This is a genomic window from Pseudomonas sp. NPDC086112 (genome assembly GCF_044746425.1).
In the GTDB taxonomy this organism is placed as follows: domain Bacteria; phylum Pseudomonadota; class Gammaproteobacteria; order Pseudomonadales; family Pseudomonadaceae; genus Aquipseudomonas.
Map to the genome: position 1 here is coordinate 25303 of NZ_JBIVCD010000003.1, position 23137 is coordinate 48439.

The window sequence follows — 23137 nt, forward strand, 5'->3', positions numbered from 1 at the left end:
GGGGCATACTCCAGGAGGAATCATGACACGGAAAAATGTCTCCAGCCCCGAACCAACGGGTACGAAACCCAATGCGCTATTGAGCCCGCCTGACATAAATGCTCTCGCAGAGATATCCATCACCGATCCTGGCAAAACGCACCCAGCGTGGATCAAGGAGCAGTTTCCTGAGTACGTGGACCCGCATGCCGGACATGAAACCAGGACGGTTCGCGAGATTAACCACAAAGGGCATGTTGTCCGGATCGTGACCACCTACCAGGTGGAGGTTGATGGGGCTCCGGTCCAGGCGCATCTGTTTGTGGACGATGCGGGCCAAGTCCATACGCACGCCACCCCATTCGTCACTTACGGATCGGCTCTCGACTTGATGACCGCGGTGATCGATGCCTATCCGGAATCCTTCGCCAAGGGCGATGGCGATGGGGGAGAGCACCCGGACCACCATGCCCACGGAGCACATCATGATCAGGTCTAATGCTGTCAATGATCTCCCGGCGCTTAAGAAATACGTCGAAGGGGTAAAGCGACTCAAGGATCCCGCGCAGAATCCGTGGCCCGGGCAGGCCAATCTCTCGATTTATGATTCGTTCGTGGCCTGGCATCACCGGGCCATGATGATTTCAACGCCTGCGGGACAGATGGCCAGGAACGCTGCGCATGGCGGGCCATCATTCTTGCCGTGGCACCGCTACTTTCTCGTGCGCCTGGAAACCTTGCTTCGCAAGGCGATAAACGACCCGCACTTTCGAGTCCCGTACTGGGATTGGAACACTGACGCGGAACTCCAGGACCCGAGGACTTCACTCATCTGGTCGGATGAGTACCTTGGGCAGTTCGTGAATGGGCAGTGGCGGGTGCGATTGACAGGTAATGGCCGCACCATGGACCTCGACGGGGTAAATCGCCCCCTGGTGCGTTATCTGGGAAGAGGTGGGTCACTGCCCTGCCGAGCCAATGTGCGCAAGGTCATCCATGAAAACCCGGTGTATGACAAAGCGCCCTACAACGCGGCGCAGTCCACCGGTGGTGCGCGCAACAGTATCGAGGGATGGGCGGGCGAAGAACGCATTCATAACAACGTTCATGTGTGGGTCGGTGGAGACATGGGATTGTCGTCCTCGCCGAACGATCCAGTGTTCTTTCTGCATCATTGCAATGTCGACCGGCTCTGGGCGGCATGGCAAGCGAAGCATCCCGCCGCCGCATATGTACCTGCGGGAAATGCCCCGGATACGCTCAAATTCCATCGGATTGATGACCCGATGTACAGCCCTTTCCCGGAAAAGGTGACGCCTCGAGATGTCCTGAATTACAGCCAGTATTACAAGTACGACACCTTGGGCGATTTGCTTTAGACAGCATCAAACGGAGGCGCCTGCAGTGATACTGAACGCCTGCTCTTCCAGACTGGTTTGTATCAACGCAGCCAGTTGTCGGGTGGCAGGCGCCAGGTGTTCTGCTCCACGATAAAGCACATAGCCGAGGGTCGGCAGCGTGGGTAGGCCGGCAATGACGGCGAGATGTCCTGGCAGTCCAATGCGGGTTCGCAACGTGAGGCCCAAACCGGCAGCAACGGCCGCCCAGATTCCACCCACGCTGGGGCTGGTCAGCGCGATTCGCCAGGGAATCCGCGCCTCATCCAATGCCTGGGTTGCCGCGCTACGCAACACGCAAGGGGCGTCGAACATGATCAATGGCAGGGGAGAATCTACAGAGCAGTTGAGCGGTTGCGTATCACGAGATCCGATCCAGTACATCTGTGTTTCACCCAGGCGTGTGGCATAGGGGGACATGTGCCCTGTGTCCCAAGACAGGGCCAGGTCCAGGCCACCGCCGTCGATCAATGCAAGCAGTTCGGTATTACGCGCGATCCTGACTTCGAGGCTCACCCTCGGGTACATCTTGACGTAGCGTCGCAGGATGTCGCTGAGAAAGTGTTCGCCAAAGTCTTCCTGAAGCCCCAGGCGTACCGTTGCGGCGGTCTGGCTTTCGTGCAGCGTCTGGAAAATGCTGTCGTTCAGTTCAAGCAGTCGGCGGGCATGGCTGAGCAGGGATTCACCCACCGGCGTCAACACCAGCCCTCGACCGGATTTGGACAGCACTGGCGTGCCTATCTGTTCCTCAAGCTTCTTGAGTTGTGCGCTCACGGCAGACGTCGAGCGATTGAGCCGATCCGCCGCTTTGGCAAAACTGTTGAATTCCACACCGGTTACGAAAGTACGCAGCACATCAAGATCGAAGGTTGGACGGCGCATCGAATCATCCACTAATTCAGGACTATGGCCGCTATTAAATCGGATATTCGGAATTATCGCGACTTGATAGTTTTCTCCTGTCAGTGGGTTTTTCAGGAGTAGACCGTTATGCCATTTGCACGTATTTCATTGCACCGGGGAAAGTCGGCCGAGTATTTACAAGCCCTCTCACAGGGGCTGCACGACGCATTGGTAGAAAGCTTCGAAGTGCCCATGGCCGACCGGTTCCAGGTCATTCACCAGCATGAAGTGGGCGAACTGATATTTGATCCCGGCTACCTGGGCGGTCCGCGCAGCCATGACTTTGTGCTGATCGCGATTACTGCCGGCCGCCCTCGGGACATCGAGACGAAACAGCGTTTCTATCGCAACCTGGTCGAGAGACTGAGTCGAGCACCGGGCATCGACTCTGAAGACGTCATGGTGGTGATTACCACTACCGCGGCAGATGAATGGTCGTTTGGTGGCGGGCGGGGTAATGATGGCGTACCTCAGGGGTGCATGCGGTCGGCGTAGGAGTTGACTTGAGGGCAGGATAGATAAAGCAAAAGACAGGCTCGAAATAATCTGGCCGCCACCTTATTTCCTGTCACGCCATCGACTTCGGGCATGGAGGTAGGCCGTCAAATCGCTGTAGCCCAATTGAGCTGCAATCTCTGTTAACGACTCGCCTTGCAACTCAAGATGCAGGTCCAGTTCTGCACGAACCTGATCGAGTAATTGCCTGAAGGTCGTGCCTTGTTCTTCCAGGCGTCTGCGTAATGTCCTGGGCGTCTGGTGCAGCGTCTTTGCCAGATTGTCCAGATTTGGCGTTTCACCTCTGGCCAGAGAGCGTCGCGCACCTTCGGCAACTTTGGCTGACCAACCGCTGAAATTGCGATGCGCGGCAATCCGTCGATCCAGCTCCTGAGTCAATAACTCCAACATCCCGTGATGACGGGTCTGCATCGGTAGACTCAAGCTTTGCGCATGGAAATAGAAGCGGTTAACCGGGCAGTCAAACTCGATACGGTCTCCAAACCACTGGGTGTATTGCTTGTAGTACGACGGACGCGAATGCATGAATTTTGCCAGAATCGGCTGCACATCCTGCCCCGTTCCACGTCGCAATTGCGCGATGGACATCACGCCATAGTGTTCGATGACATACCGCGCCAACTCGCCTGGTGCATCGACGCACAACTCGATTCCGACGCCGTTTTCGTCATTTACCAACTTCACATTGTCGGTGTCCGATGCAAGCGGTGCGTACCGGGCCCAAAGGTGCATGGACGACAAAACGTCGGGGCTATACAGGCAAAGATAAGCCAGGACGTGCCAGTCCTGAGGCGTGAACAGCTCGAACAGTTTTAACCCGATCGCCGGATCAATGCGCGCCGCCTCGCGCCAAAGCTGATCCAGTTCGATCAGGCTGTAATCCGTGCTTTTTCGGGAAACCTGGCTGTCAAGGAAGCGCTCCAGCACTTGGCCCAGCCTGCCTCGATGAAAGCGCTGGGGCGGGCGATTGGCCGGTTCTAGCTCAATTCTGTCCATTTCGCGCATTGGGAGGGCTGACTCCTGGGTTTCTAATCACATGGCATTGCCCGCAAGGGCCTGAATCGAGAGTGCCATGAATATAACAATGCTCGCCAATAACCCTGCTGTAACAGTGGCCGGGATTTTCCTTGCCTTCATTTTGCTGGAACTGGCCTGTTCCTCGTTTCGTCAGTCGTCAGGCGGCAAACGTGACGTACTCATTGAAGTCGTCGGCTCCGGCATCCTGGTGGCGATCACGTTCCCTTTAGTCATGTGGCTAAGCGGCAAAATATCAAGTCAGGTTGTACCGGAGATGAAGGACGCATTGGCTGGAATCCCGTGGATTGCAGGATTTGTCTTGTTTTTACTGTTCGATGACATGACCCAATACTGGTGGCATCGCCTGACTCACCGGGTTCCCGCACTTTATGCATTGCACCGTGCGCATCATTCCGCACCCTATATGAGTGTGCGCATCGTCTATCGCAACAACAGTTTCTACTATCTTCTGATGCCCGGCATCTGGTTATCCGGGGTGTTGATCTACCTTGGACTTGCACCGGTTTATTATGGTTATCTGATTCTGAAAATGACCGTGATCTTCGCTGCACACAGCAGCGTTGCGTGGGACGACAAACTATATCGCATCCGCGCATTACGCCCGGTTGTCTGGGTTTTGGAACGAACCTTCTCCACACCCTCCAATCACTCTGCGCATCACGGTTTGACGGCCGAGGACGGCGTTACCCATTACAAAGGCAATTTTGGCAACCTGTTGTTTTTTTGGGACGTGCTGTTCGGAACCGCAAAAATTACCCGTCGACGTCCGCCAGCCTACGGCATCGAACACGTGTCACCGATAAGCTGGAAAGAAGAATTGTTCTGGCCCATCGTGCGTTCCCGCCGTACCGCTCCCAAGGTAAACGCTAACCGGAAAGTGGCGCGATGAGTCAGTCAAGGTCGGGGCTGATACGGTTTTTCCTTCGCCATCTGCATCTGTAATGAGATCAGCCTGCGGCTCACAATGACAGCACGGTCAGCAGCGGCGGTAGCCGCTGCACCGCAAACTCATAACGTAGGAGGCCCAATGGGCAAGATGGCATTTTTCCTGGGTGGATTTCTGGTGTTGACCATTTTGATTGGTGCGCTTGCCACGATCTCTCCGGTGTAGGTGAGAGGGCGGCTCTCGCCTTGAGATCCCGGGCGTTCATATCTGTTCCAGCAACCAGGTACGGAACGCGATGAGTGACGGCAGCATTTCGTTGCGCGGCGGGTAGGTCAGGTAGTAACTGCGCTGACTGGCGAAGGGCAGGTCCAGGCCGATCAGCTCTGAATTGGCCAATTCATCGGCCACCAGAATACGAGGCACCAGACCTATTCCGATGCCGGCTCTGACGGCCTGGATCAAGTGTGAGGTGAGTTCGAAACTCGGCCCCAGGCGCATCATTCGATGGGGTAAGCCGTGGTGGCTGAACCACTCGCCCCAGACGTTGGAATTACTCGCGACATTGAGCAGCGTCTGCCCGCCAATGCGCTCCGCAGGCCAGGCGTCATGGGCCTTGGCCGCTTGCGGAGAAATGATCACCATCAGTTCTTCCGTGTGCAGCCGATGGCTGATCAGGCCCGGTAAATCAGCATTGCCGACGACAATCGCAGCATCAATGCCGCTGGTTTCAAAGTCGATGGCGTCGATCCGGGAGTTGATGTGCACCAGCATGCCAGGATGGCTTTTATAAAAGTCATGAAGGCGCGGCAATAACCACTTCGAGCCGAAGGTCGGCAATGTGGCCAGGCGCAATGTGCCGCTGCCGGATTGATAAGCCATGGCCTGCAACGTGGCGCTACGGATGCGTCCGAGCGCTTCGCTCATTTCCCGCTGATAAAGACGACCGACATCGGTCAACTTCACCTGGCGGCCTTCACGGCGAAACAGCGTCAGGCCCAGTTGCTGCTCCAGCGCCTGGACTTGGCGACTGACTGCGCTTTGGGTCAGGGAGAGTTCCAGCGCAGCGTGGGTGTAGCTTTCATGTCGGGCGGCGGCTTCAAAGGCCAGCAGCAACGACATCGAGGGGGTGAGGTGACGGTAATTCATTCGTAAAAGTCATCAATAGCGGCAGGATTATCCGTTTGTCCGGTGCCCGAGCCTGCAGGATCATTGGCATAGCCGACGACCTGAGGCTGCCCCATTAATGCTCAGGCGACAAGTGTTTTGATTTTTCCGTGATTAGACCTACAAGAGACCATCCTGCGATGATCGCCCAGTTGACGACCGTTGAACCCGCGGCACAGTACCCGGAATTTCTGCAAGCCCTGCGCGCCAGTGGCTTGCGCGGTCAGCTCAGCGCCGACTATGCCACTCGGACCGTGCTGGCGACCGACAACTCGATTTACCAGCGTCTGCCGCAAGCGGCGGTGTTCCCCCTGGACGCGGACGACATCGTGCGCATCGCGACATTGATGGCCGAACCACGCTTTCGCCAGATCAAGCTGACCCCGCGAGGCGGTGGCACCGGGACCAATGGCCAGTCATTGACCGAAGGCATCGTGGTCGACTTGTCGCGGCATATGAACACTGTCCTCGAAATCAACGTCGCCCAGCGTTGGGTGCGGGTGCAGGCGGGCGTGGTCAAGGACCAGCTGAATGCCGCGCTCAAGCCTCATGGGCTTTTCTTCGCCCCGGAGCTGTCGACCTCCAACCGCGCCACCGTGGGCGGCATGATCAACACGGACGCCAGCGGCCAGGGCAGCTGCACCTATGGCAAGACCCGCGATCATGTTCTGGAACTGCACAGCGTACTGCTCGGTGGTGAGCGCCTGCACAGCCAGCCTCTGTCCGACGCGGAGCTGGAGGCGGTGTGTACGCAGCCCGGCCGCATCGGCGAGGTGTACCGCACCGCGCGGCACATTCAGGAAACCCAGGCCGACCTGATCGAGTCGGTGTTTCCCAAACTCAATCGCTGCCTGACGGGTTACGACCTGGCGCACCTGCGTGATGAGCACGGACGCTTCAACCTCAACAGCGTGCTGTGCGGTGCGGAAGGCTCGTTGGGCTACATCGTCGAAGCCAAGCTCAACGTGCTGCCGATTCCCAAGTACTCGGTGTTGGTGAACGTACGCTACGCCAGCTTCATGGATGCGCTGCGCGACGCCAATGCGCTGTTGGCGCACAAGCCGCTGTCCATCGAAACCGTGGACTCCAAAGTGTTGATGCTGGCGATGAAAGACATTGTCTGGCACAGCGTCGCCGAGTATTTCCCGACGGACGCCGAGCGCGCGACGCTGGGTATCAATCTGGTGGAGTTCAGCGGGGAGGACCTGACGCAAGTGAAGGCTCGCGTGGCGTCGTTTGTGGCGCATCTGCAGGCCGACACCACGATCGAGCGGTTGGGCCACACGTTGGCCGAAGGTGCCGAAGCAGTGACCCGCGTATACGCCATGCGTAAACGCTCGGTCGGGCTACTGGGCAACGTCGAAGGCGAGATTCGCCCGCAGCCTTTTGTGGAAGACACCGCCGTGCCGCCGGAGAAACTGGCCGACTACATCGCGGAGTTCCGCGCCTTGCTCGACAGCCATGGCCTGGCCTATGGCATGTTCGGGCATGTCGACGCGGGTGTGTTGCATGTGCGCCCGGCGCTGGACATGAAAGACCCGGCCCAGTCCGCGCTGGTCAAGCCGATTTCCGATGCCGTGGCCGAGCTGACCCGGCGCTATGGTGGTTTGCTGTGGGGCGAGCACGGCAAGGGATTGCGTTCGGAATATGTCCCTGAGTTTTTTGGCGAGCTGTACCCGGCGCTGCAATTGCTCAAGGGCGCGTTCGATCCGCACAATCAGCTCAACCCCGGCAAGATCTGCACTCCGCCGGATGCCGCCCAAGGCTTGCTCAAGGTTAACGAAGTGACGCTGCGCGGTGAGCTGGATCGGCAAATCGACGAGCGTGTCTGGCAAAGTTTCGGCACCGCTGTGCACTGCAACGGTAACGGCGCTTGTTACAACTACGACCCCGACGATGCGATGTGCCCATCGTGGAAAGCCACCCGTGAACGCCAGCATTCGCCAAAGGGCAGGGCGTCATTGATTCGCGAATGGTTGCGTTTGCAAGGCGCGGCCAATATCGATGTATTGGAAGCGGCGCGGGGCAAGTTGTCGTGGTTGAGCGGCTTGCCAACGAGGATGCGCAATAACCTGGCACGCTCGCGCGGCGAGGCGGATTTCTCCCACGAAGTCTACGACGCGATGGCGGGCTGTCTGGCCTGTAAATCCTGCGCCGGACAATGCCCGGTCAAGGTCAATGTCCCGGATTTCCGATCGCGTTTTCTGGAGCTCTATCACGGTCGCTATCAACGTCCGCTTCGCGATTACCTGATCGGCTCGCTGGAGTTCACCATTCCTTATATGGCCTATGCGCCGGGCCTGTACAACGCGGTAATGGGCTCAACATGGATGAGCCGCTTGCTTGCGCGACACGTTGGCATGCTCGACAGCCCGCTGATCAACCGTTACGACTTGCAGGCCACATTGACCCGCTGCAAGGTGGTGGTCGCCAGCGTGCCAGCCCTGCGCGAGCTCACCGTCGCGCAACGTCAGCGCAGCGTGGTGTTGGTGCAGGACGCTTTCACCCGTTACTTCGAAACACCGTTGCTGGCGAGCTTTATCCAGTTGGCGCATCAGTTGGGCTATCGCGTGTTTCTGGCGCCCTATAGTGCCAACGGCAAGCCGTTGCATGTACAAGGCTTCCTCGGCGCATTCGCCAAAGCGGCGATCCGCAACGCCAGTCAACTCAAGGCGCTAGCCGACTGCGAGGTACCGCTGGTGGGGCTGGATCCGGCGATGACGCTGGTCTACCGCCAGGAATACCAGAAAGTGCCGGGGCTCAATGATTGCCCAAAGGTCTTGCTACCCCAGGAGTGGCTCTTCGATGTGTTGCCTGAAAACCCGCATCCGGCTACTCAGACATTCCGTTTGCTGGCGCACTGCACCGAGAAGACCAATGTGCCGGCCAGTACTTCGCAATGGGAAGCAGTGTTTGCCCGGCTTGGCCTCAAGTTGGTGACGGAGGCGACGGGCTGTTGTGGCATGTCCGGAACCTATGGCCATGAAGCCCGCAACCAGGACACCTCGCGGACCATTTTCGAGCAGTCATGGGCCGGCAAGCTGGACAAGGCGGGAGAAGCACTGGCAACGGGTTACTCCTGTCGCAGTCAGGTAAAGCGTCGCGCCAACAGGCAGCTGCGCCACCCACTTGAAGTGGTGTTGGAGCATGTGCTATCGAAAATTCTGGCGCACTAAATCCCGCAATGGCTGCTTGGGGGGCAGCTTCTGGCCGATAGATCAGCAAAAAGCACAACGCCTCCACACAGGGAGGCGTTGCAGGTTTTCAGCAATATTGCTCAGATCATCTCACATCAAACCGGTCCAGATTCATCACCTTGTCCCAGGCTGCAACGAAGTCTTTCACAAACTTCTCCTTCGCATCGTCGCAGGCATAGACCTCAGCCAAGGCCCTCAACTGCGCATTCGAGCCAAACACCAGATCGACACGCGTACCCGTCCATTTAAGGTCGCCGGTTTTCCGGTCGCGCCCTTCAAACTCTTCATTGGCCTGCGACACCGGTTTCCATTCCACGCTCATGTCCAGCAGGTTTCTGAAGAAGTCGTTGGTCAACGCTTCTGGCTGCTTCGTGAACACCCCGTGCTGAGTTTGTCCGACGTTGGTGTTTAACACCCGCAGGCCACCGATGAGCACGGTCATTTCTGGCGCGGTGAGTGTCAACAGTTGCGCTTTGTCGATCAGCAAGGCCTCGGCCGGTACGCTGTAGCGGGTTTTGAGGTAGTTACGGAAGCCATCGGCGGCGGGTTCGAGGAACCCGAAGGATTCGACATCCGTTTGCTCTTGCGAGGCGTCCATCCGGCCCGGCGTGAAAGGCACCGTGACGGTGTGGCCGGCATTTTTCGCCGCTTGTTCGACACCGGCGCAGCCGGCCAGCACGATCAGGTCTGCCAGCGAGATTTTCTTGCCGCCGCTGTTGAACTCGTTCTGGATGCTCTCGAGTTTCGCCAGCACGTTCGCCAGTTGCTCAGGTTGGTTGGCTTGCCAGAATTTCTGCGGAGCCAGGCGCAGGCGTCCACCGTTGGCGCCGCCGCGTTTGTCGGAGCCGCGGAAGGTGGAAGCTGCCGCCCAGGCAGTCGATACGAGTTGCGAGACAGATAGGCCGCAGGACTGGAGCTTGCCTTTGAGTGCAGCGACGTCGCTGTCGTTGACCAAGGCATGGTCGACCTCCGGAATCGGGTCTTGCCACAGGAGTTCTTCGTTGGGCATTTCCGGGCCAAGGTAGCGGGAGAGAGGGCCCATGTCGCGGTGGAGGAGCTTGAACCAGGCGCGGGCGAACGCGTCGGCCAACTGGTCCGGGTTCGCCAGGAACCGCCGTGAAATCGGCTCATAGATCGGGTCGAATCGCAGGGACAGGTCCGTGGTCAGCATGGTCGGGTTACGCCGCTTCGACGGGTCGTGAGCATCCGGAATAATGCCCGCGCCAGCGCCGCCTTTCGCCGTCCACTGGTTGGCGCCCGCCGGGCTCTTGGTCAGTTCCCACTCGAAACCGAACAGGTTTTCCAGGTAGTTGTTGCTCCACTTGGTGGGCGTGGTGGTCCAGGTCACTTCCAGCCCGCTGGTGATGGTGTCGCCGCCCTTACCGCTGCCGAAGGTGCTCTTCCAGCCCAGGCCTTGCTGTTCGAGGCCTGCGGCTTCGGGCTCGGCACCGACGTTGTCGGCAGGGCCGGCGCCGTGGGTCTTGCCGAAGGCGTGGCCACCGGCGATCAGTGCCACGGTTTCTTCGTCATTCATCGCCATGCGCCCGAAGGTCTCGCGGATGTCCACCGCAGCAGCGACCGGATCGGGGTTGCCTTCCGGGCCTTCCGGGTTGACGTAAATCAGGCCCATTTGCACCGCGGCGAGCGGGTTTTCCAGATTGCGTCCTCCGTCGGTACGACTGTCCTCATTTTCCCCCGGCTCAGCAACGAGTGGGCCTTCGCCGGGTTCTTGCATGGGTTCCTTCTTGTCTTTTTCGTAGCGGGTGTCACCGCCCAGCCACTTGTTTTCGGAGCCCCAGTAGACAGCCTCATCCGGTTCCCAGACGTCTGGTCGACCACCGGAAAAGCCGAAGGTTTTGAAGCCCATGGACTCCAGCGCGACGTTGCCGGTGAGCACGATCAGATCGGCCCAGGAGATGTTGCGACCGTATTTTTGTTTGATCGGCCAGAGCAGCCGGCGCGCCTTGTCGAGGCTGACGTTGTCCGGCCAGCTGTTGAGCGGTGCAAAGCGCTGCTGACCGGAGCCGGCACCGCCACGACCGTCACCAACGCGATAGGTGCCGGCGCTGTGCCAGGCCATGCGAATAAACAGCGGCCCATAGTGACCGAAGTCCGCAGGCCACCAGTCTTGTGAATCGGTCATCAGGGCATGCAGGTCTTGCTTGAGCGCCTGAAAGTCCAGGTTTTTGAACGCTTCGGCGTAGTTGTAGCCCTCGTCCGTGGGGTCGGACAGCCGCGAATTCTGGTGCAGGATCTTCAGGTTCAGTTGGTTCGGCCACCAATCGCGGTTCGTCGTGCCACCGCCCGCGGCGGCGTGATTGAACGGGCATTTCGATTCATTTGCCATGTGTGCACTACCTTTGGTCGTATTCATCCGGCTATCCGGCCCGGGGTGGGCGCGCAATAGCGACGAGCGAAATCAATGACATAGGCTGCAGCCGTTCGATCAACCGTTCATCGTGGTCACAGGGGAATCTGGATAGCGGCAAATCGAGTTGCCATACGGTGGCCCACGGCAAGCCTAGTACGCTTCTGATTCATTCGTATCTTTTATCAAGTCTCAACCGGCCGGCTCACGCCAGCGCTGCATTAAGGTTAGACGCCTATAAAGCAGTCAGCTAATAGGTGGAGTATTCACGCTTGATAGGCAGAATCTTTTACCTGAGCCGTCGAGATGGAACCGCTGATACGAGTCTCTTTTATCCAGCATCGGCAAAACGTAATCTGTCGCACCGACCTTTGGATGGACCCAACCCATGCTACTCACCCACCGCCCCGTCGATGCTGAAGATGTGTTGACTGTTTGCGACTTTCCGCAAAACGCCCAAGAACTGTTTTACATGTTCCCGAAGGCGCACTACCCGCTGACGGAAGATCAACTGCGTGCATCGATTGCTCTACGTTCAGACTCGACGGTGGTTGAGGGGGACGGTTCTGTTGTTGGCTTTGCGAACTTTTATGCGTTTGAGCGCGATGGCGTTTGCGCGATCGGCAATGTGATCGTGTCGCCCAGGGCGCGGGGGAAAGGTGTGGCGAAGTTTTTGGTGGAGACGATGGTGGCGCTGGCCTTTGAGCGTCATCGGGCAAGCGAGGTACAGATTTCGTGCTTCAACGAGAATACGGCGGGGCTGCTTCTGTATCCGCAGCTTGGGTTTGTTCCGTTTGGGGTTGAGGAGCGAGTATCGCCGGATGGGCGCCGTGTAGCGCTTATACAAATGAGAAAGACCGGGAGCCACGGGCGGCTCTGAATATTTTTCGGGTCGGGATTTGTGCTGTTTAATCGGGCCTCTTCGCGAGCAAGCCCGCTCCCACAGGGGATTTGTGTCATGCACATGAAAACGTTCCTTCCATGCAAGCGGGGTCGTGGGCGGGTAATGATGCAGAGAGGAGACGAGCGACCGAAGGTATGATGGGCTCTTTCCATCGACGCCCACCAAGGATCCTTCCCCGATGTCTTTAAGCAAACGCGATCAGGCCCAAATCGAACGTCGCCTGGTCGCCACCCTGACCGAGGCGTGTGAAACCGCCAAAGCGGAAATAGTCGGGTTCTGCTGGCTGACCCACGAAGTCGATTACGCGGTCTTTCCTTCCAGTCTGCGGGTGATCTGGGTCTTCGATACGCAGGCCAACAAGGATCAGGCGCTGGCGAGCGGGCAGGGCGAGCGCATGGTCGAACTGACGGCCGTGGCGTTAAGTGAAGCGGATGTACTCATCAGCCCGGTAGCGGCCCATGTGCAGTTTGATTCTGAAGAGCAATGTCAGCGCGCCAATGCCGGCAACTGGCAGCAACGCCTGGCGCCCAAGCGCTCGACGCGGGGTTGAAGCGTGGCCAAGGATATCGAAAATCCGTGTATTTCCATTTGCCAGCTCAGTGGTGAGCTGTGTGTCAGTTGTGGCCGCACCAAGGACGACATCAGAAAATGGAAGCGCATGAAGCGTCCGGAAAAAATGGCGGCGGCGCAGCGGGCGAGTTTGCGGTTGAAGGGGCTGCAGAAAAAGAGTGTTTGAGGGTAATGCCCGTCAGCAAGCCGTAATGCGATCTATAGCATCTGGCGAAGGCTGCACTACTGTGGCGAGGGAGCTTGCTCCCGCTGGACAGCGCAGCTGTCCCAAAACCAATTTACGACTGCTTCGCAGCCGAACGGGAGCAAGCTCCCTCGCCACAGTAGCGCAGCTACAAAGCGTGCGTTGTGGCTGACATTGACTTCACCAGCTCATGGGGCTGCGCACAAACCTCCCGAACACATTCACGCAGCCACCGATGCGCTGAGTCGGCATCCATGCGTGGGTGCCAGAGCATTGAAATGGTGATCGGCGGCAGGTCGAACGGAAGATCAAAACTGTGCAGGCCTGCGTGCAGGTTTCGTGTGTGTTGTGCAGGCACGGTGGCAATCAGGTCCGAGGCGCGAGCCAGCGCCAGCGCGGCCGAAAAGCCGCCGACGATGGTGGTGATCTCGCGCTCCAGTCCCAGCACTTCCAGGGCTTCATCCATCGGCCCTTTATCGAGCCCGCGTCGCGAGACCAGGATGTGCTTGCCAGCGGCATAACGGGAGGCGGTGACTTCGCCTTGGCTCAGCGGATGCCCCGTGCGCACGACGCCGATGAAATGATCTTCGAACAACGCACGGGTGCGCACTTCCGGGCTTGTCGTGCCGCCGACCACACCGGTTTCCAGGTCGACGGAACCGTCGCGAAGGGCGGCGCTGTCCTTGTTCAGCTTCTGCACAAAGTGCAGGCGCACGCCGGGTGCTTGTGCACTGACGCGGGCAATCAGCGCCGGGCCGAAATTTTCGACGAAGCCGTCGCTGGTGCGCAGCGTGAATGTACGCCCCAGTTGCTTGAGGTCGAGCTGTTCGGCGGGGCGCAAAACGGCTTCGGCATCTTGCACCAATCGACTGACCTGTTCGCGCAGTTCGAGTGCTCGTGGCGTTGGCACCAACCCGCGTCCGGCCCGTACCAGCAGCGGGTCGCCCGTCGTTTCGCGCAATCGCGCCAGCGCCCGGCTCATGGCCGACGCGCTCAGGCGCAGTCGTTGGGCGGCGCGTGCGACGCTGCCTTCGGCGAGCAGCACATCCAGGGTAATCAGCAAATTCAGGTCGGGAGTCGTCATGCCTCCACGTTAGCACGGCGTGTGGGTGATATGGCGTCAAACGCAACTATCAAGTGCAAATGGTGCGCCTTCCGCCATGTCACGCATGGGCATACGCTGCTGATCTACCTTTCAGATGTGGCCAGACAATGAAACTCATCACCCAATCAGGCTCCGTCCGCTGGGCGCTCGCGAGCCTTTCGCTATCGATGTTGATGCCCTCACTCGACACCAGTATCGCCAATGCGGGTTTGCCGACGTTGGCCCAAGCGTTCGATGCTTCTTTTCAACAAGTGCAGTGGATCGTTCTGGCGTATCTGCTGGCGATCACCACGCTGATTGTCAGCGTCGGACGACTCGGTGACCTCGTCGGCCGTCGACGTTTGCTGCTGGCGGGCATCGGCATTTTCACCCTGGCATCACTGGCGTGTGGTGTCGCGCCGTCGCTTGGGTGGCTAGTCGGCGCCCGGGCAGTGCAAGGGCTGGGGGCGGCGATCATGTTGGCGCTCACCGTGGCGTTTGTCGGCGAGACGGTGCCGAAAGCGCAGACCGGCAGTGCCATGGGGCTGCTTGGCACGATGTCGGCGATCGGTACCACGTTGGGGCCGTCGCTCGGTGGGATGTTGATCGCAGGCGCAGGTTGGCAGTCGATTTTTCTGATCAACGTGCCGCTGGGTGTTCTGAATATCTGGCTCGCATATCGCTATTTGCCGACGGATGCACTGCGGGAGAAAGCAGGGCGGACGGGTTTCGATAAGGCAGGCACGTTGCTGCTGGCGTTGACGCTCGGGGCGTATGCGCTGGCCATGACGATCGGGCACGGTGATTTTGGGCCGCTCAACATCGTGCTGCTGCTGACGGCTGTTTTCGGCGTTGGGCTGTTCATCTTCGTTGAGACCACGGTTGCATCACCCCTGATTAAACTGGCGCTGTTCCGGAGGCCGGGATTGAGCGCGAGCCTGGCCATGAGCACGCTCGTTTCGACGGTGATGATGGCGACGCTGGTGGTCGGGCCGTTCTATCTCTCGGGTGCGCTTGGCCTCGGTACGGCGCTTGTCGGTCTGGCCTTGTCGGTCGGCCCGTTGGTGGCTGCGCTCACCGGGGTGCCGGCCGGTCGCCTGGTGGACCGTTTTGGCACTCGGCGCATGACCGTCGCCGGGCTTGTCGCAATGGCACTCGGCACGGGTGCTTTATCGATGATGCCGGCGGATTTCGGCCTCCTCGGTTACCTCGCGCCCATCGCGGTAATCACGGCCAGCTACGCGTTATTTCAGGCGGCCAACAACACCGCGATCATGACCGACGTCCGACCGGATCAGCGCGGCGTAATTTCCGGCCTGCTCAGCCTGTCGCGCAATCTCGGACTGATCACCGGCGCCTCGGTCATGGGCGCGGTGTTTGCCTTTGCCTCGGCGATGGCAGACATCACCACGGCATCTCCCGCCGCCATCGCCAACGGTATGCAGGTAACGTTTGCCGTCGCCATGCTGTTGATCGTCCTGGCCCTTGTTGTCGCGCTGGCGCTGCGAGTTTCACACTGCTGCACTGCATGCAGTAATGAACTGCAGTGAGGCTGTATTGTTCGCATGAAATCGAATGCCGATACTTCCCCTGCATGGCGCAGATGGGCTGCGCTGAAGTGAAGGAGTCAGGCAATGGTTTCTGTCGTTCGTATCGCACACACCGGCGCACCTGAGGTGATGACCATTGAGCAAGTGACGGCGCGTGAGCCGGGGCCGGGTGAAGTCTGGCTGGAGCAGGAGGCGATTGGCGTCAACTTCCTCGATGTGAGTCAGCGTAAGGGCGCCGTACCGCTACCATTGCCGTCGGGTCTGGGCCTTGAAGGGGCGGGCCGGGTTGCCGCCATCGGCGCGGGAGTGAACAACGTCAAGGTGGGTGATCGGGTGGCGTACGCAACGGGGCCTGTTGGCGCTTACGCCAGTGCGCGATTGTTTCCGGCCGAGCGGCTGGTGCCGATTCCCGACGCATTGACGGCTGAAGAGGCGGCCGCGGTGTTGTTCAAAGGCATTACCGCGCAATACCTGCTGAAGACGACGTATCCGGTCGGCCCCGGCACCATTCTGGTTCTGTATGGCGTAGCGGGCGGCCTCGGGCAGATCATGGCGACGTGGGCCAAACACCTGGGGGCTTTTGTCATCGGCATTGTGTCCCGGGCCGAGAGTGTCGAGACAGCCAAGGCGCTGGGTTGCGATGCGGTGCTGGTGTTCAATGCCCAGACACTCGCCGCGGATGTGGCGCAGATCACCCACGGCAAGAAAGCCGATGTGGTCTACGATCCCATCGGGCGGGTGTCGTTCGAAGCGTCGCTCGACTGCTTGCGACCGCGTGGGTTGATGGTGTCTTTTGGGGCATCCTCCGGAGCGCCGACGGCGGTCGAAGTGGCCACACTCAATGCCAAGGGCTCGCTGTTCCTGACCCGTCCTTCACTCGCCGCGCACACCACGGATATCGCCGAATACCGGCAACGGGCCGATGATGTACTGGCGGCGGTCGAGGCGGGCATAATCAAGCCCGGCATCTGGGGCCGCTATGCATTGGCCGATGTGGCCAAGGCCCATGCCGATTTGGAAGGCGGCCAATCTCGCGGAGCGATCGTCCTCAAGCCGTGATTGTTTTTACCTGAACAAAAGAGTGTTTTGTGAACCCACTGGATAGCCGCCACATTGATGAAATTGCAGCGCTTCTTGCGGTCGCCTCGGCACATTCGTTCGTGGCTGCCGGACGTCTGCTGCAACGCCATCCGACGGTGATTTCAAAGCGCCTGGCGGCCATGGAAAAGCGCCTGGGCGTGCGGCTGATGGAGCGCACGACGCGACAGGTGCGGTTGACCGATGCCGGCAACCGTCTCGTCGAACGTCTGCGCTGCGCCACGGGGTTGATCATCGAGGCTGAACAGGAAGCGTCACTGGGCGCGGCGCAGGTTCGTGGTGTCTTGCGCCTGGCTTTTCCTGCGGCGATGGGGCGCCTGTGGCTGGCGTCGATGCTGCCGGAATTTCTGGCGGCTCATCCGCTGGTCTCCGTCGAGGTGGATTACAGCGATCGCGTGGTCGACATCATTGGTGAAGGATTCGATGCGGCGATTCGTATCGGTGAACTGAACGACAACCGCCTCGTCGCGAAGAAGCTCAGCGATCATCGCCGCATTCTCTGCGCTTCACCGAGTTACATAGAACAGCATGGTTTACCGGCCAGCCCGAAAGAACTGACCGAGCACAACTGCCTGGGCTTCACCGGCCTCGCGGCGTTTCCTGAATGGCGTTTGTCGAAGGGTGATCGGCAGGAGAGGGTCATCACCAGGGGCACCTTGACCTCGAACGACGGCGAAGCGTTGCTCGCCGCGGCCAAGGCTGGCGTCGGTATTTTGGGCGCTGGCGAGTGGCTGATGAGCCGGGAAATCGCCAACGACCAGATGGTTCGCGTTCTGCCGGAGTGGGATCTGGATGCTCAGGGCGGGATTTATCTGGTGCGAGCGTCAGCAGCTTTTACGCCGGCAACGCTCATGGCCTTCAAGGAATGGCTGGAGGCAAGATTTGCGCAAGGGCCGCCTTGGCAAATGCCCGTCAGTTAAGCGCAGTCCATGTGGGAGCGGGCTTGCTCGCGAAAGCGGTGTGTCAGACGACATCAATGTTGACTGTGCCGCCGTCTTCGCGAGCAAGCCCGCTCCCACAGGTATCGCATTTTGACTGACGGGCCATTACTCCCTTACATCAAGGTATTTTGCGGCATCCCCAGCAGGCCAGTCAGGGTGTTGATAATCGCTTGTTGCCGGGCACGGTCTGTCTGGTGCACGGCTTCTGCGGCGGCGACATCGGCGTTGCAGTGAGGGCAGGTCACTTCGTGCGCATGGATGTACTGCAAACAACCCCGACACAGCGCCAGTTGCGGTGGAATACGTCCTTCGTCCGGCGATTTCTGGCCCTGGTTTGCCCAGGCCAGTTTGATCACCTGGCCGCTGTCGCTGACGCTGCTGACCGTCTCGCCGGTGTCGATGCGTTCGGTGATCAGGTCAAAACGTCCGACGGCGAAGGAGGTCTTCGCCGCGTCCTCGAGTTTGACGATGCGCTCGCGCAGCCCGCGTTTTTGCAGGTCCAGCGCGCGGTAATGGCAGTAGGGGTTGTTGCCGGGTTTGCCGAGCAGGGAGTGCGACGTCCAGGTGCAGCCGCCACGGCAGACATCGTTGTAGTAACAGCTTCGGCAATAGCCCCACAGATCTTCGACGCCGCGCAATCGGCCAAAGTGCATGCCTTCGCTGTAGTGCCAAATATCGTGCAGGCTCATGTTGCGAACGTTGCCGCCCGAAAACCCCACGGTTGCCAATGACGGGCAACCCTTGACGGTGCCGTCGGCCTCCAGCGCCAGCACGGTCTGGCCGGCGGCGCAGCCACTCCAGTGCACGCGCTCGTCGCCGAAACCACGCCACATGTGTTCATAAGGCCCGTAGTAACCAATGTTGTTGCCCACGTTCATCAGCAGCCCGCGGTCGACACCTTCGCGATACAGACGCGCCAGCAACGGCATCACTTCCAGCAGTTGATAAGGCTGCAATAACAGCTCCGGGTGATCGACGGCATTGCCCATCGCGACCGTCAGCTGGATCTGCCAGTGAGTGGCACCGAGGCCGATAATCAGGTCCATCAATTCGGGCAAGTCGGGCAACGTGGCTGCGCCGATTTGGGTGTTGACGCTCACCGCAAGCCCGGACTGTTTGGCCCGCCGCAGGGTATCAACCGCTTTGTCGAAGGAGCCCGGAACATTGCGTACCGCGTCATGCAGCGGGGCCAATCCATCCAGTGAAACACCGACGCCATTAAGCCCGGCATCCACCGCTGCCTGCATTTTCGCCGGTGTCAGGTTGCGTCCACCGGTTTGTATGGCGCAATACATGCCGTGATCGTGGATGGCCTGGATCAGCTGCGTCCAGTCCTTGCGCAAATAGGCTTCACCACCGATCAGGGTGATCTCACGGGTGCCGAGGGCGGCCAGGGAATCGATGACGTCCAGGCATTCCCGGGTGTTCAATTCATCGGGGCGTCTGTGGCCGGCGCGTGAGCCGCAATGCAGGCATTTGAGATCGCAGGCCAGGGTGATTTCCCAGACCACATGCACCGGCACGTAGCGTTTGAGGTCGGTTTCACTGAGGTAGCGGGCAGGGCGAGTGTCTGACATGGGAAATCCTTGCGCACCAACGTGTGCGCGGCACGAATCCATCGAAGTGTTCGCGCCTTCCTTGGGGCAGTGGCGCGACCGGATTTACCTTTTGTTGTTGAAGTGAACCGGACCAGTCAGTTAAGCGCGGAACCCTGTGGGAGTGGGCTTGCTCGCGAAAGCGGTGTGTCAGGCAACATCAATATTGACTGTGCTGCCGCCTTCGCGAGCAAGCCCGCTCCCACATGGATGCTTGCCTGACGGCATTACCGGGTGCGGGTTAGCGAGCCTCCAGTCGGGCGATTTCAACGTTCAACTGATCCAGTGCGTTACGCAGCGCACCGCTGTGGGCCAGTTGCTGTTCACCCTGGCTGACCACGGCCTTCAGTTGCGCCAGGTCACCGCTGGCTTGCGCTTGCTGTACCGCGACGGCGTAGAGCGGCACCGCATGGTGCGGATGCTCTGGACGCACAATAACGGGAGCCTGGCTGACCGCTGCGTGTTTCACGTAATGCCATTGGCCCTGATTCTCGTACTTGTAGTCGGCATAACCGCTCGCCCAATCGCCGCCTAAAATGCCCTTCAAACCGAAGGTCTGGGCGATCTGGCTGAGAGGGCCGCTCGGGCTGCCGGCCAGGGTGAGGATGATGTGGTTCTCCGCCGTCGGCACCAGTTTGGCCTCGGAGTACTCACCCCATACACGGGCTCGGAAGTTGAGGGGTGGGTAGGTGCTTTGGAAAATACTGGCAATCCCGCTGACTTTTTTCTTTGCGGTATCCACTAGCAAATCGAGGGTTAAAACCGGTGCGCCCAGCAGGTGACTGCTGATGTTGAGGCGGGTATGAAAAAGTCCGATTGACATGGTGCTACTCCCTTATTTGTGTTCAAGACAAGTCGGGCATATTTCGTGTTCGAGTCAGCGGCGTTCCTGCCGGCTGATTTCTTCCTTGGCCGTTTCAAGCGCCGTCTGCAGTTGGGGTTGCTGATCCAGTTGCTTCTGGGCCAGGCGCGACAGGTTCTTCATCTGGGCCAGGTCACCACTGGCCATTGCACTTTGAATCGGTGCGGCGTACAGCGGCATGATTGGCGGATACGATGATTCCGGCGGAATCACCGGGCCGGGTTCCAACGGCAGCGGGGAAACGTGGGACGGCACCGCCTCAATGAGGTGGGCGGGAGCATTGTTGACCTCGACCCACTGCTGACCATTCAAGTACGAGTAGTTGGCGACCCCTTCTTTCCAGTCGGTGCCCACCACCAGTCGCAACTTGAAATTCACGATGGAATTGGAGCCCGAGCCGCCGTGATTGCCTTGGGCGGTGATCAGGATTTTGCTGACGCCGGGTGACATGACCGTCAGGTAGGTGTATTCGCCCCAGACATCGGAATGCACATCCAGCGGCGGGTTGGTCGCCTGAGTGATTGCAGCGGTGCCGATTACAGTCTCATCAGGGGTAAAGACCAGGAGATTGAGTGCCAGACTTTGTGCACCCGGCATCGAAGTACCAATTCGGTAGCCGAGCGGGAACAAACCGACAAGTTGCTGATTAGAACCAGACATGGTTATTGCCTCCATTGCAATAAGGGGAGCGGAAATAGCTGTTAGTGCTTTTCCAAGCGTGCGACTTCCTTGGCCAACTGCTCGTAAGCGGTATTTAGCTCTTTGTTTTCTGGTGTGGATGCATCGCGTTGTTTCAATAGCGTCTTCATTTGCGGCAGGTCACCTGCCTTGATCGCGCTTTGGATGGCCACCCCATAGGGGGGCATGCTATGACGAGTTGAACTACTCATAACGATTCCTTCCGTGGTGTTTTGCGGGCACTGCTGTCATCAGCAGTTTTTGCAGTTAAGCAGGCGCGGATAAATATGCAATGGGCAACTGAAGAGTAATTTTTTATATTATTTTATTAATCGCGATGGGTTATGCGGCGGTAGGTTCAATATTAAGAATGGTAATGAAGAAAGACCTGTTCAGTGATTTCTTCATAAACGTTAAGTTCCTTATCGCCATTATTCGTATTTGATTAATCAAGACAAGTAACGCACCTTGTGCTTCCTGTTGGTTGATACGCTTTTCGTAGGAGCCAGACTTGCCGGCGAAGTCGCTCTTGAGGACGCCTTCGCCGGCAAGCCTGGCTCCTACATGTCAGCTCCCAGCCTGTTTGTTCAACGCTTCTTCAACCGCTGCAATTTCTGCCTGACGCTTGATGATCATGTCGCCTACGGGTGGGCCCTGGAAGCGCCGGGCTTCAAAGGCGAACCAGACAATCGCCGTCAGAATCAGAAAACCGAGCGTGATGTACAGCGCCCATTCGTTCGGTGGCTGAATGCCGATGACAAAGATCAGCACCATCGAAAGGATCGAGAGGATGGCGAACAATGAGTAAAACCCGCGCCCCATGTTCCACGGCCCCATGGTCGGCCACTTCGCAGTCCCGTAGGTAAACAGGCCCAGCACGATGGGAATGATGAAAGAGAAGAACAGGAAGATCACCGTGCAGGAGACCACGATCGTGTAAACCGGCGTTTCGCCGATCGATACCAGGGACGATCCCCACACGAACAACACCGCGAGCGTGGCACCGGTCCAGATCGCTGGCACGGGGCTGCGATGGGTCGGTGAGACCGAGGCCAATGCTTTGGAGAAGGGCAGGCCGCCGTCACGGGAAAACGCGAAGATCATGCGCGAAACCGAGGTCACGGTCGCCAGCCCGCAGAGAACCTGCGAGATGAAAATGGCCAGGTAAAGCGCCATCTTGATCGCCGGGTTCACCTGAGTGTCCATCGCCCAGAAGAACACATTCCAACCCTGCTTCGCCGCTTCGTCCATGCTCGGCAGCATCAGTACAAACGAGCAGAGCATCACCCAGCCGAACAGCAGCGACCAGGCCACCGAGCTGACCATCCCGACCGGTACCGACACGGATGCCTGATGGGTTTCTTCGGAGGTATGCGCCGAGGCGTCGTAGCCGGTGATGGTGTAGATCGGCAAGAGCAGGCCGAGCATGAAAATCCAGCTGTTCGACACCTGTGGCCAGACGTTGCCGCCAGCCTCGCCGGAGTAGTTGCCGAAGGTCACCAGTCGGGCGAACTCATAGCTGGGTGCGGCGATCAGGCAGACGATGGTCAGCGCGAGCGCCGTGGCGAAGATCAGGTAGCCCGAGAAGTCGGTGAGCTTTGCCGTCAGGCCGATGCCGAAGTGGTTACACAAGGCCTGGAGGCCGGTCAGGATCGCCAGGAAAGTAATCCGTGTGGTGATGGTGTCTTCCATTCCCAGGGCCGGTCCGAAGGCACCGAAAAAGAAGTAATAGGTACCGACGTTGATCGCGCCGAGCACCGTGATCAGCCCCAACAGGTTGAACCAGGCCGTCAGCCAGCCGGTAAAGCGGTTACCGAGAATCGAGCCCCAGTGATAAAGGCCGCCAGCGGTGGGGAAGGCCGAGGAAATCTGTGCCATGGCCATGGCGAAAACCCCGGAGATCAGGCAGCCCAGTGGCCAGCCGATACCGATGGCTGCACCGCCTGCACCCGAGGTGCCCTGTGCCAGCGAGTTGATGCCACCCGAGAGGATGCAAATGATCGAAAAGGAAATGGCAAAGTTGGAGAAAACGCCCATGCGTCGCGAAAGCTGCTGGGCATAGCCCATGCTGTGCAACACCTTGATGTCGTCGTCTTGTGGCGCGGTGGCGCCAGGTTGGCTTACTGGACTCATAACGTGTGCTCTTGTTCAGGTTTTGATCCACATCCATCCGCGTGGTGCGTTGCCGAATGGGTTTGTCTTCAACCCCCTGTTGTACTGCTC

General features: G+C 59.0%; 21 protein-coding genes. 11 read left to right on the top strand and 10 right to left on the bottom strand.

Features of this window, described 5'->3' with window-relative positions:
- Positions 1-22 precede the first annotated feature (22 nt).
- Together ACIPLA_RS03275 and ACIPLA_RS03280 are read left to right on the top strand one after the other, a co-directional pair.
- Positions 23-478 (top strand): hypothetical protein, encoded by a 456-nt coding sequence (locus ACIPLA_RS03275; protein WP_218394575.1) that lies wholly within the window; start codon positions 23-25, stop codon positions 476-478.
- Positions 465-1358 (top strand): tyrosinase family protein, encoded by an 894-nt coding sequence (locus ACIPLA_RS03280; RefSeq protein WP_401171423.1) that lies wholly within the window; start codon positions 465-467, stop codon positions 1356-1358. The genes ACIPLA_RS03275 and ACIPLA_RS03280 overlap by 14 nt, the downstream gene beginning before the upstream one ends.
- A gap of 6 nt (positions 1359-1364) precedes the next feature.
- On the opposite strand, the gene ACIPLA_RS03285 is transcribed toward ACIPLA_RS03280, so the two are convergent.
- A complete protein-coding gene (locus ACIPLA_RS03285) occupies positions 1365-2258 on the bottom strand; it encodes a LysR substrate-binding domain-containing protein (RefSeq protein ID WP_192342734.1) in 894 nt (297 codons plus the stop codon).
- A gap of 108 nt (positions 2259-2366) precedes the next feature.
- Between ACIPLA_RS03285 and ACIPLA_RS03290 the strand changes: the two genes are divergently transcribed.
- Positions 2367-2774 carry a tautomerase family protein gene (locus ACIPLA_RS03290; RefSeq protein WP_192342735.1) on the top strand — a complete coding sequence of 136 codons (408 nt, stop codon included), beginning with the start codon at positions 2367-2369 and terminating at the stop codon, positions 2772-2774.
- 63 nt (positions 2775-2837) lie between these two features.
- Here the strand turns inward: ACIPLA_RS03290 and ACIPLA_RS03295 are convergent, their stop codons facing one another.
- Positions 2838-3800, bottom strand: coding sequence for an AraC family transcriptional regulator ligand-binding domain-containing protein (locus ACIPLA_RS03295; protein ID WP_401171427.1), 963 nt, complete (start codon positions 3798-3800; stop codon positions 2838-2840).
- 67 nt (positions 3801-3867) lie between these two features.
- Between ACIPLA_RS03295 and ACIPLA_RS03300 the strand changes: the two genes are divergently transcribed.
- On the top strand, positions 3868-4722 hold the full coding sequence (locus tag ACIPLA_RS03300; protein WP_401171430.1) for a sterol desaturase family protein: 855 nt from the start codon (positions 3868-3870) through the stop codon (positions 4720-4722).
- 258 nt (positions 4723-4980) lie between these two features.
- On the opposite strand, the gene ACIPLA_RS03305 is transcribed toward ACIPLA_RS03300, so the two are convergent.
- Positions 4981-5865, bottom strand: coding sequence for a LysR substrate-binding domain-containing protein (locus tag ACIPLA_RS03305; protein WP_401171433.1), 885 nt, complete (start codon positions 5863-5865; stop codon positions 4981-4983).
- 158 nt (positions 5866-6023) lie between these two features.
- Between ACIPLA_RS03305 and ACIPLA_RS03310 the strand changes: the two genes are divergently transcribed.
- Positions 6024-9059 (top strand): FAD-binding and (Fe-S)-binding domain-containing protein, encoded by a 3036-nt coding sequence (locus tag ACIPLA_RS03310; protein WP_401171436.1) that lies wholly within the window; start codon positions 6024-6026, stop codon positions 9057-9059.
- Between the two features lie 106 nt (positions 9060-9165).
- Here ACIPLA_RS03310 and katG read toward each other — a convergent pair whose 3' ends face one another.
- Entirely contained in the window at positions 9166-11454 is a 2289-nt protein-coding gene (katG, locus tag ACIPLA_RS03315; RefSeq protein ID WP_218394582.1) for a catalase/peroxidase HPI, read from the bottom strand.
- Positions 11455-11836: 382 nt separating this feature from the next.
- On the opposite strand from katG, the gene ACIPLA_RS03320 reads away from it, so the two are divergent.
- The 3 genes from ACIPLA_RS03320 (at position 11837) to ACIPLA_RS03330 (ending at position 13088) form a co-directional block, all read left to right on the top strand.
- Positions 11837-12328 (top strand): GNAT family N-acetyltransferase, encoded by a 492-nt coding sequence (locus ACIPLA_RS03320; RefSeq protein WP_401171439.1) that lies wholly within the window; start codon positions 11837-11839, stop codon positions 12326-12328.
- A gap of 202 nt (positions 12329-12530) precedes the next feature.
- Complete coding sequence (locus ACIPLA_RS03325; protein WP_401171442.1) at positions 12531-12902, top strand: hypothetical protein; 372 nt, start codon at positions 12531-12533, stop codon at positions 12900-12902.
- 3 nt (positions 12903-12905) lie between these two features.
- Entirely contained in the window at positions 12906-13088 is a 183-nt protein-coding gene (locus ACIPLA_RS03330) for a DUF1289 domain-containing protein (RefSeq protein WP_123494088.1), read from the top strand.
- A 166-nt stretch (positions 13089-13254) separates the two neighbouring features.
- Here the strand turns inward: ACIPLA_RS03330 and ACIPLA_RS03335 are convergent, their stop codons facing one another.
- Positions 13255-14190: a LysR family transcriptional regulator gene (locus ACIPLA_RS03335; protein WP_401171445.1), complete on the bottom strand. Its 936-nt coding sequence runs from the start codon at positions 14188-14190 to the stop codon at positions 13255-13257.
- A gap of 128 nt (positions 14191-14318) precedes the next feature.
- On the opposite strand from ACIPLA_RS03335, the gene ACIPLA_RS03340 reads away from it, so the two are divergent.
- The 3 genes from ACIPLA_RS03340 to ACIPLA_RS03350 all read left to right on the top strand — a co-directional run bounded on the left by ACIPLA_RS03340 (position 14319) and on the right by ACIPLA_RS03350 (position 17758).
- On the top strand, positions 14319-15740 hold the full coding sequence (locus ACIPLA_RS03340) for an MFS transporter (protein ID WP_401171448.1): 1422 nt from the start codon (positions 14319-14321) through the stop codon (positions 15738-15740).
- An 84-nt stretch (positions 15741-15824) separates the two neighbouring features.
- Positions 15825-16799, top strand: coding sequence for a quinone oxidoreductase (locus tag ACIPLA_RS03345; RefSeq protein ID WP_218394588.1), 975 nt, complete (start codon positions 15825-15827; stop codon positions 16797-16799).
- A 29-nt stretch (positions 16800-16828) separates the two neighbouring features.
- Positions 16829-17758, top strand: a complete 930-nt coding sequence (locus ACIPLA_RS03350) for a LysR family transcriptional regulator (RefSeq protein ID WP_218394589.1) — start codon at positions 16829-16831, stop codon at positions 17756-17758.
- A gap of 134 nt (positions 17759-17892) precedes the next feature.
- On the opposite strand, the gene ACIPLA_RS03355 is transcribed toward ACIPLA_RS03350, so the two are convergent.
- From ACIPLA_RS03355 to ACIPLA_RS03375, 5 genes are all read right to left on the bottom strand, one after another.
- Positions 17893-19356, bottom strand: a complete 1464-nt coding sequence (locus ACIPLA_RS03355) for a GDL motif peptide-associated radical SAM/SPASM maturase (RefSeq protein ID WP_218394590.1) — start codon at positions 19354-19356, stop codon at positions 17893-17895.
- 259 nt (positions 19357-19615) lie between these two features.
- Positions 19616-20197: a DUF1842 domain-containing protein gene (locus ACIPLA_RS03360; RefSeq protein WP_192342749.1), complete on the bottom strand. Its 582-nt coding sequence runs from the start codon at positions 20195-20197 to the stop codon at positions 19616-19618.
- Between the two features lie 54 nt (positions 20198-20251).
- A complete protein-coding gene (locus ACIPLA_RS03365; protein WP_218394591.1) occupies positions 20252-20896 on the bottom strand; it encodes a DUF1842 domain-containing protein in 645 nt (214 codons plus the stop codon).
- Between the two features lie 41 nt (positions 20897-20937).
- Positions 20938-21126, bottom strand: coding sequence for a DUF1843 domain-containing protein (locus ACIPLA_RS03370; RefSeq protein WP_218394592.1), 189 nt, complete (start codon positions 21124-21126; stop codon positions 20938-20940).
- A 355-nt stretch (positions 21127-21481) separates the two neighbouring features.
- Positions 21482-23047: an amino acid permease gene (locus ACIPLA_RS03375; RefSeq protein ID WP_218394593.1), complete on the bottom strand. Its 1566-nt coding sequence runs from the start codon at positions 23045-23047 to the stop codon at positions 21482-21484.
- Positions 23048-23137 lie beyond the last annotated feature (90 nt).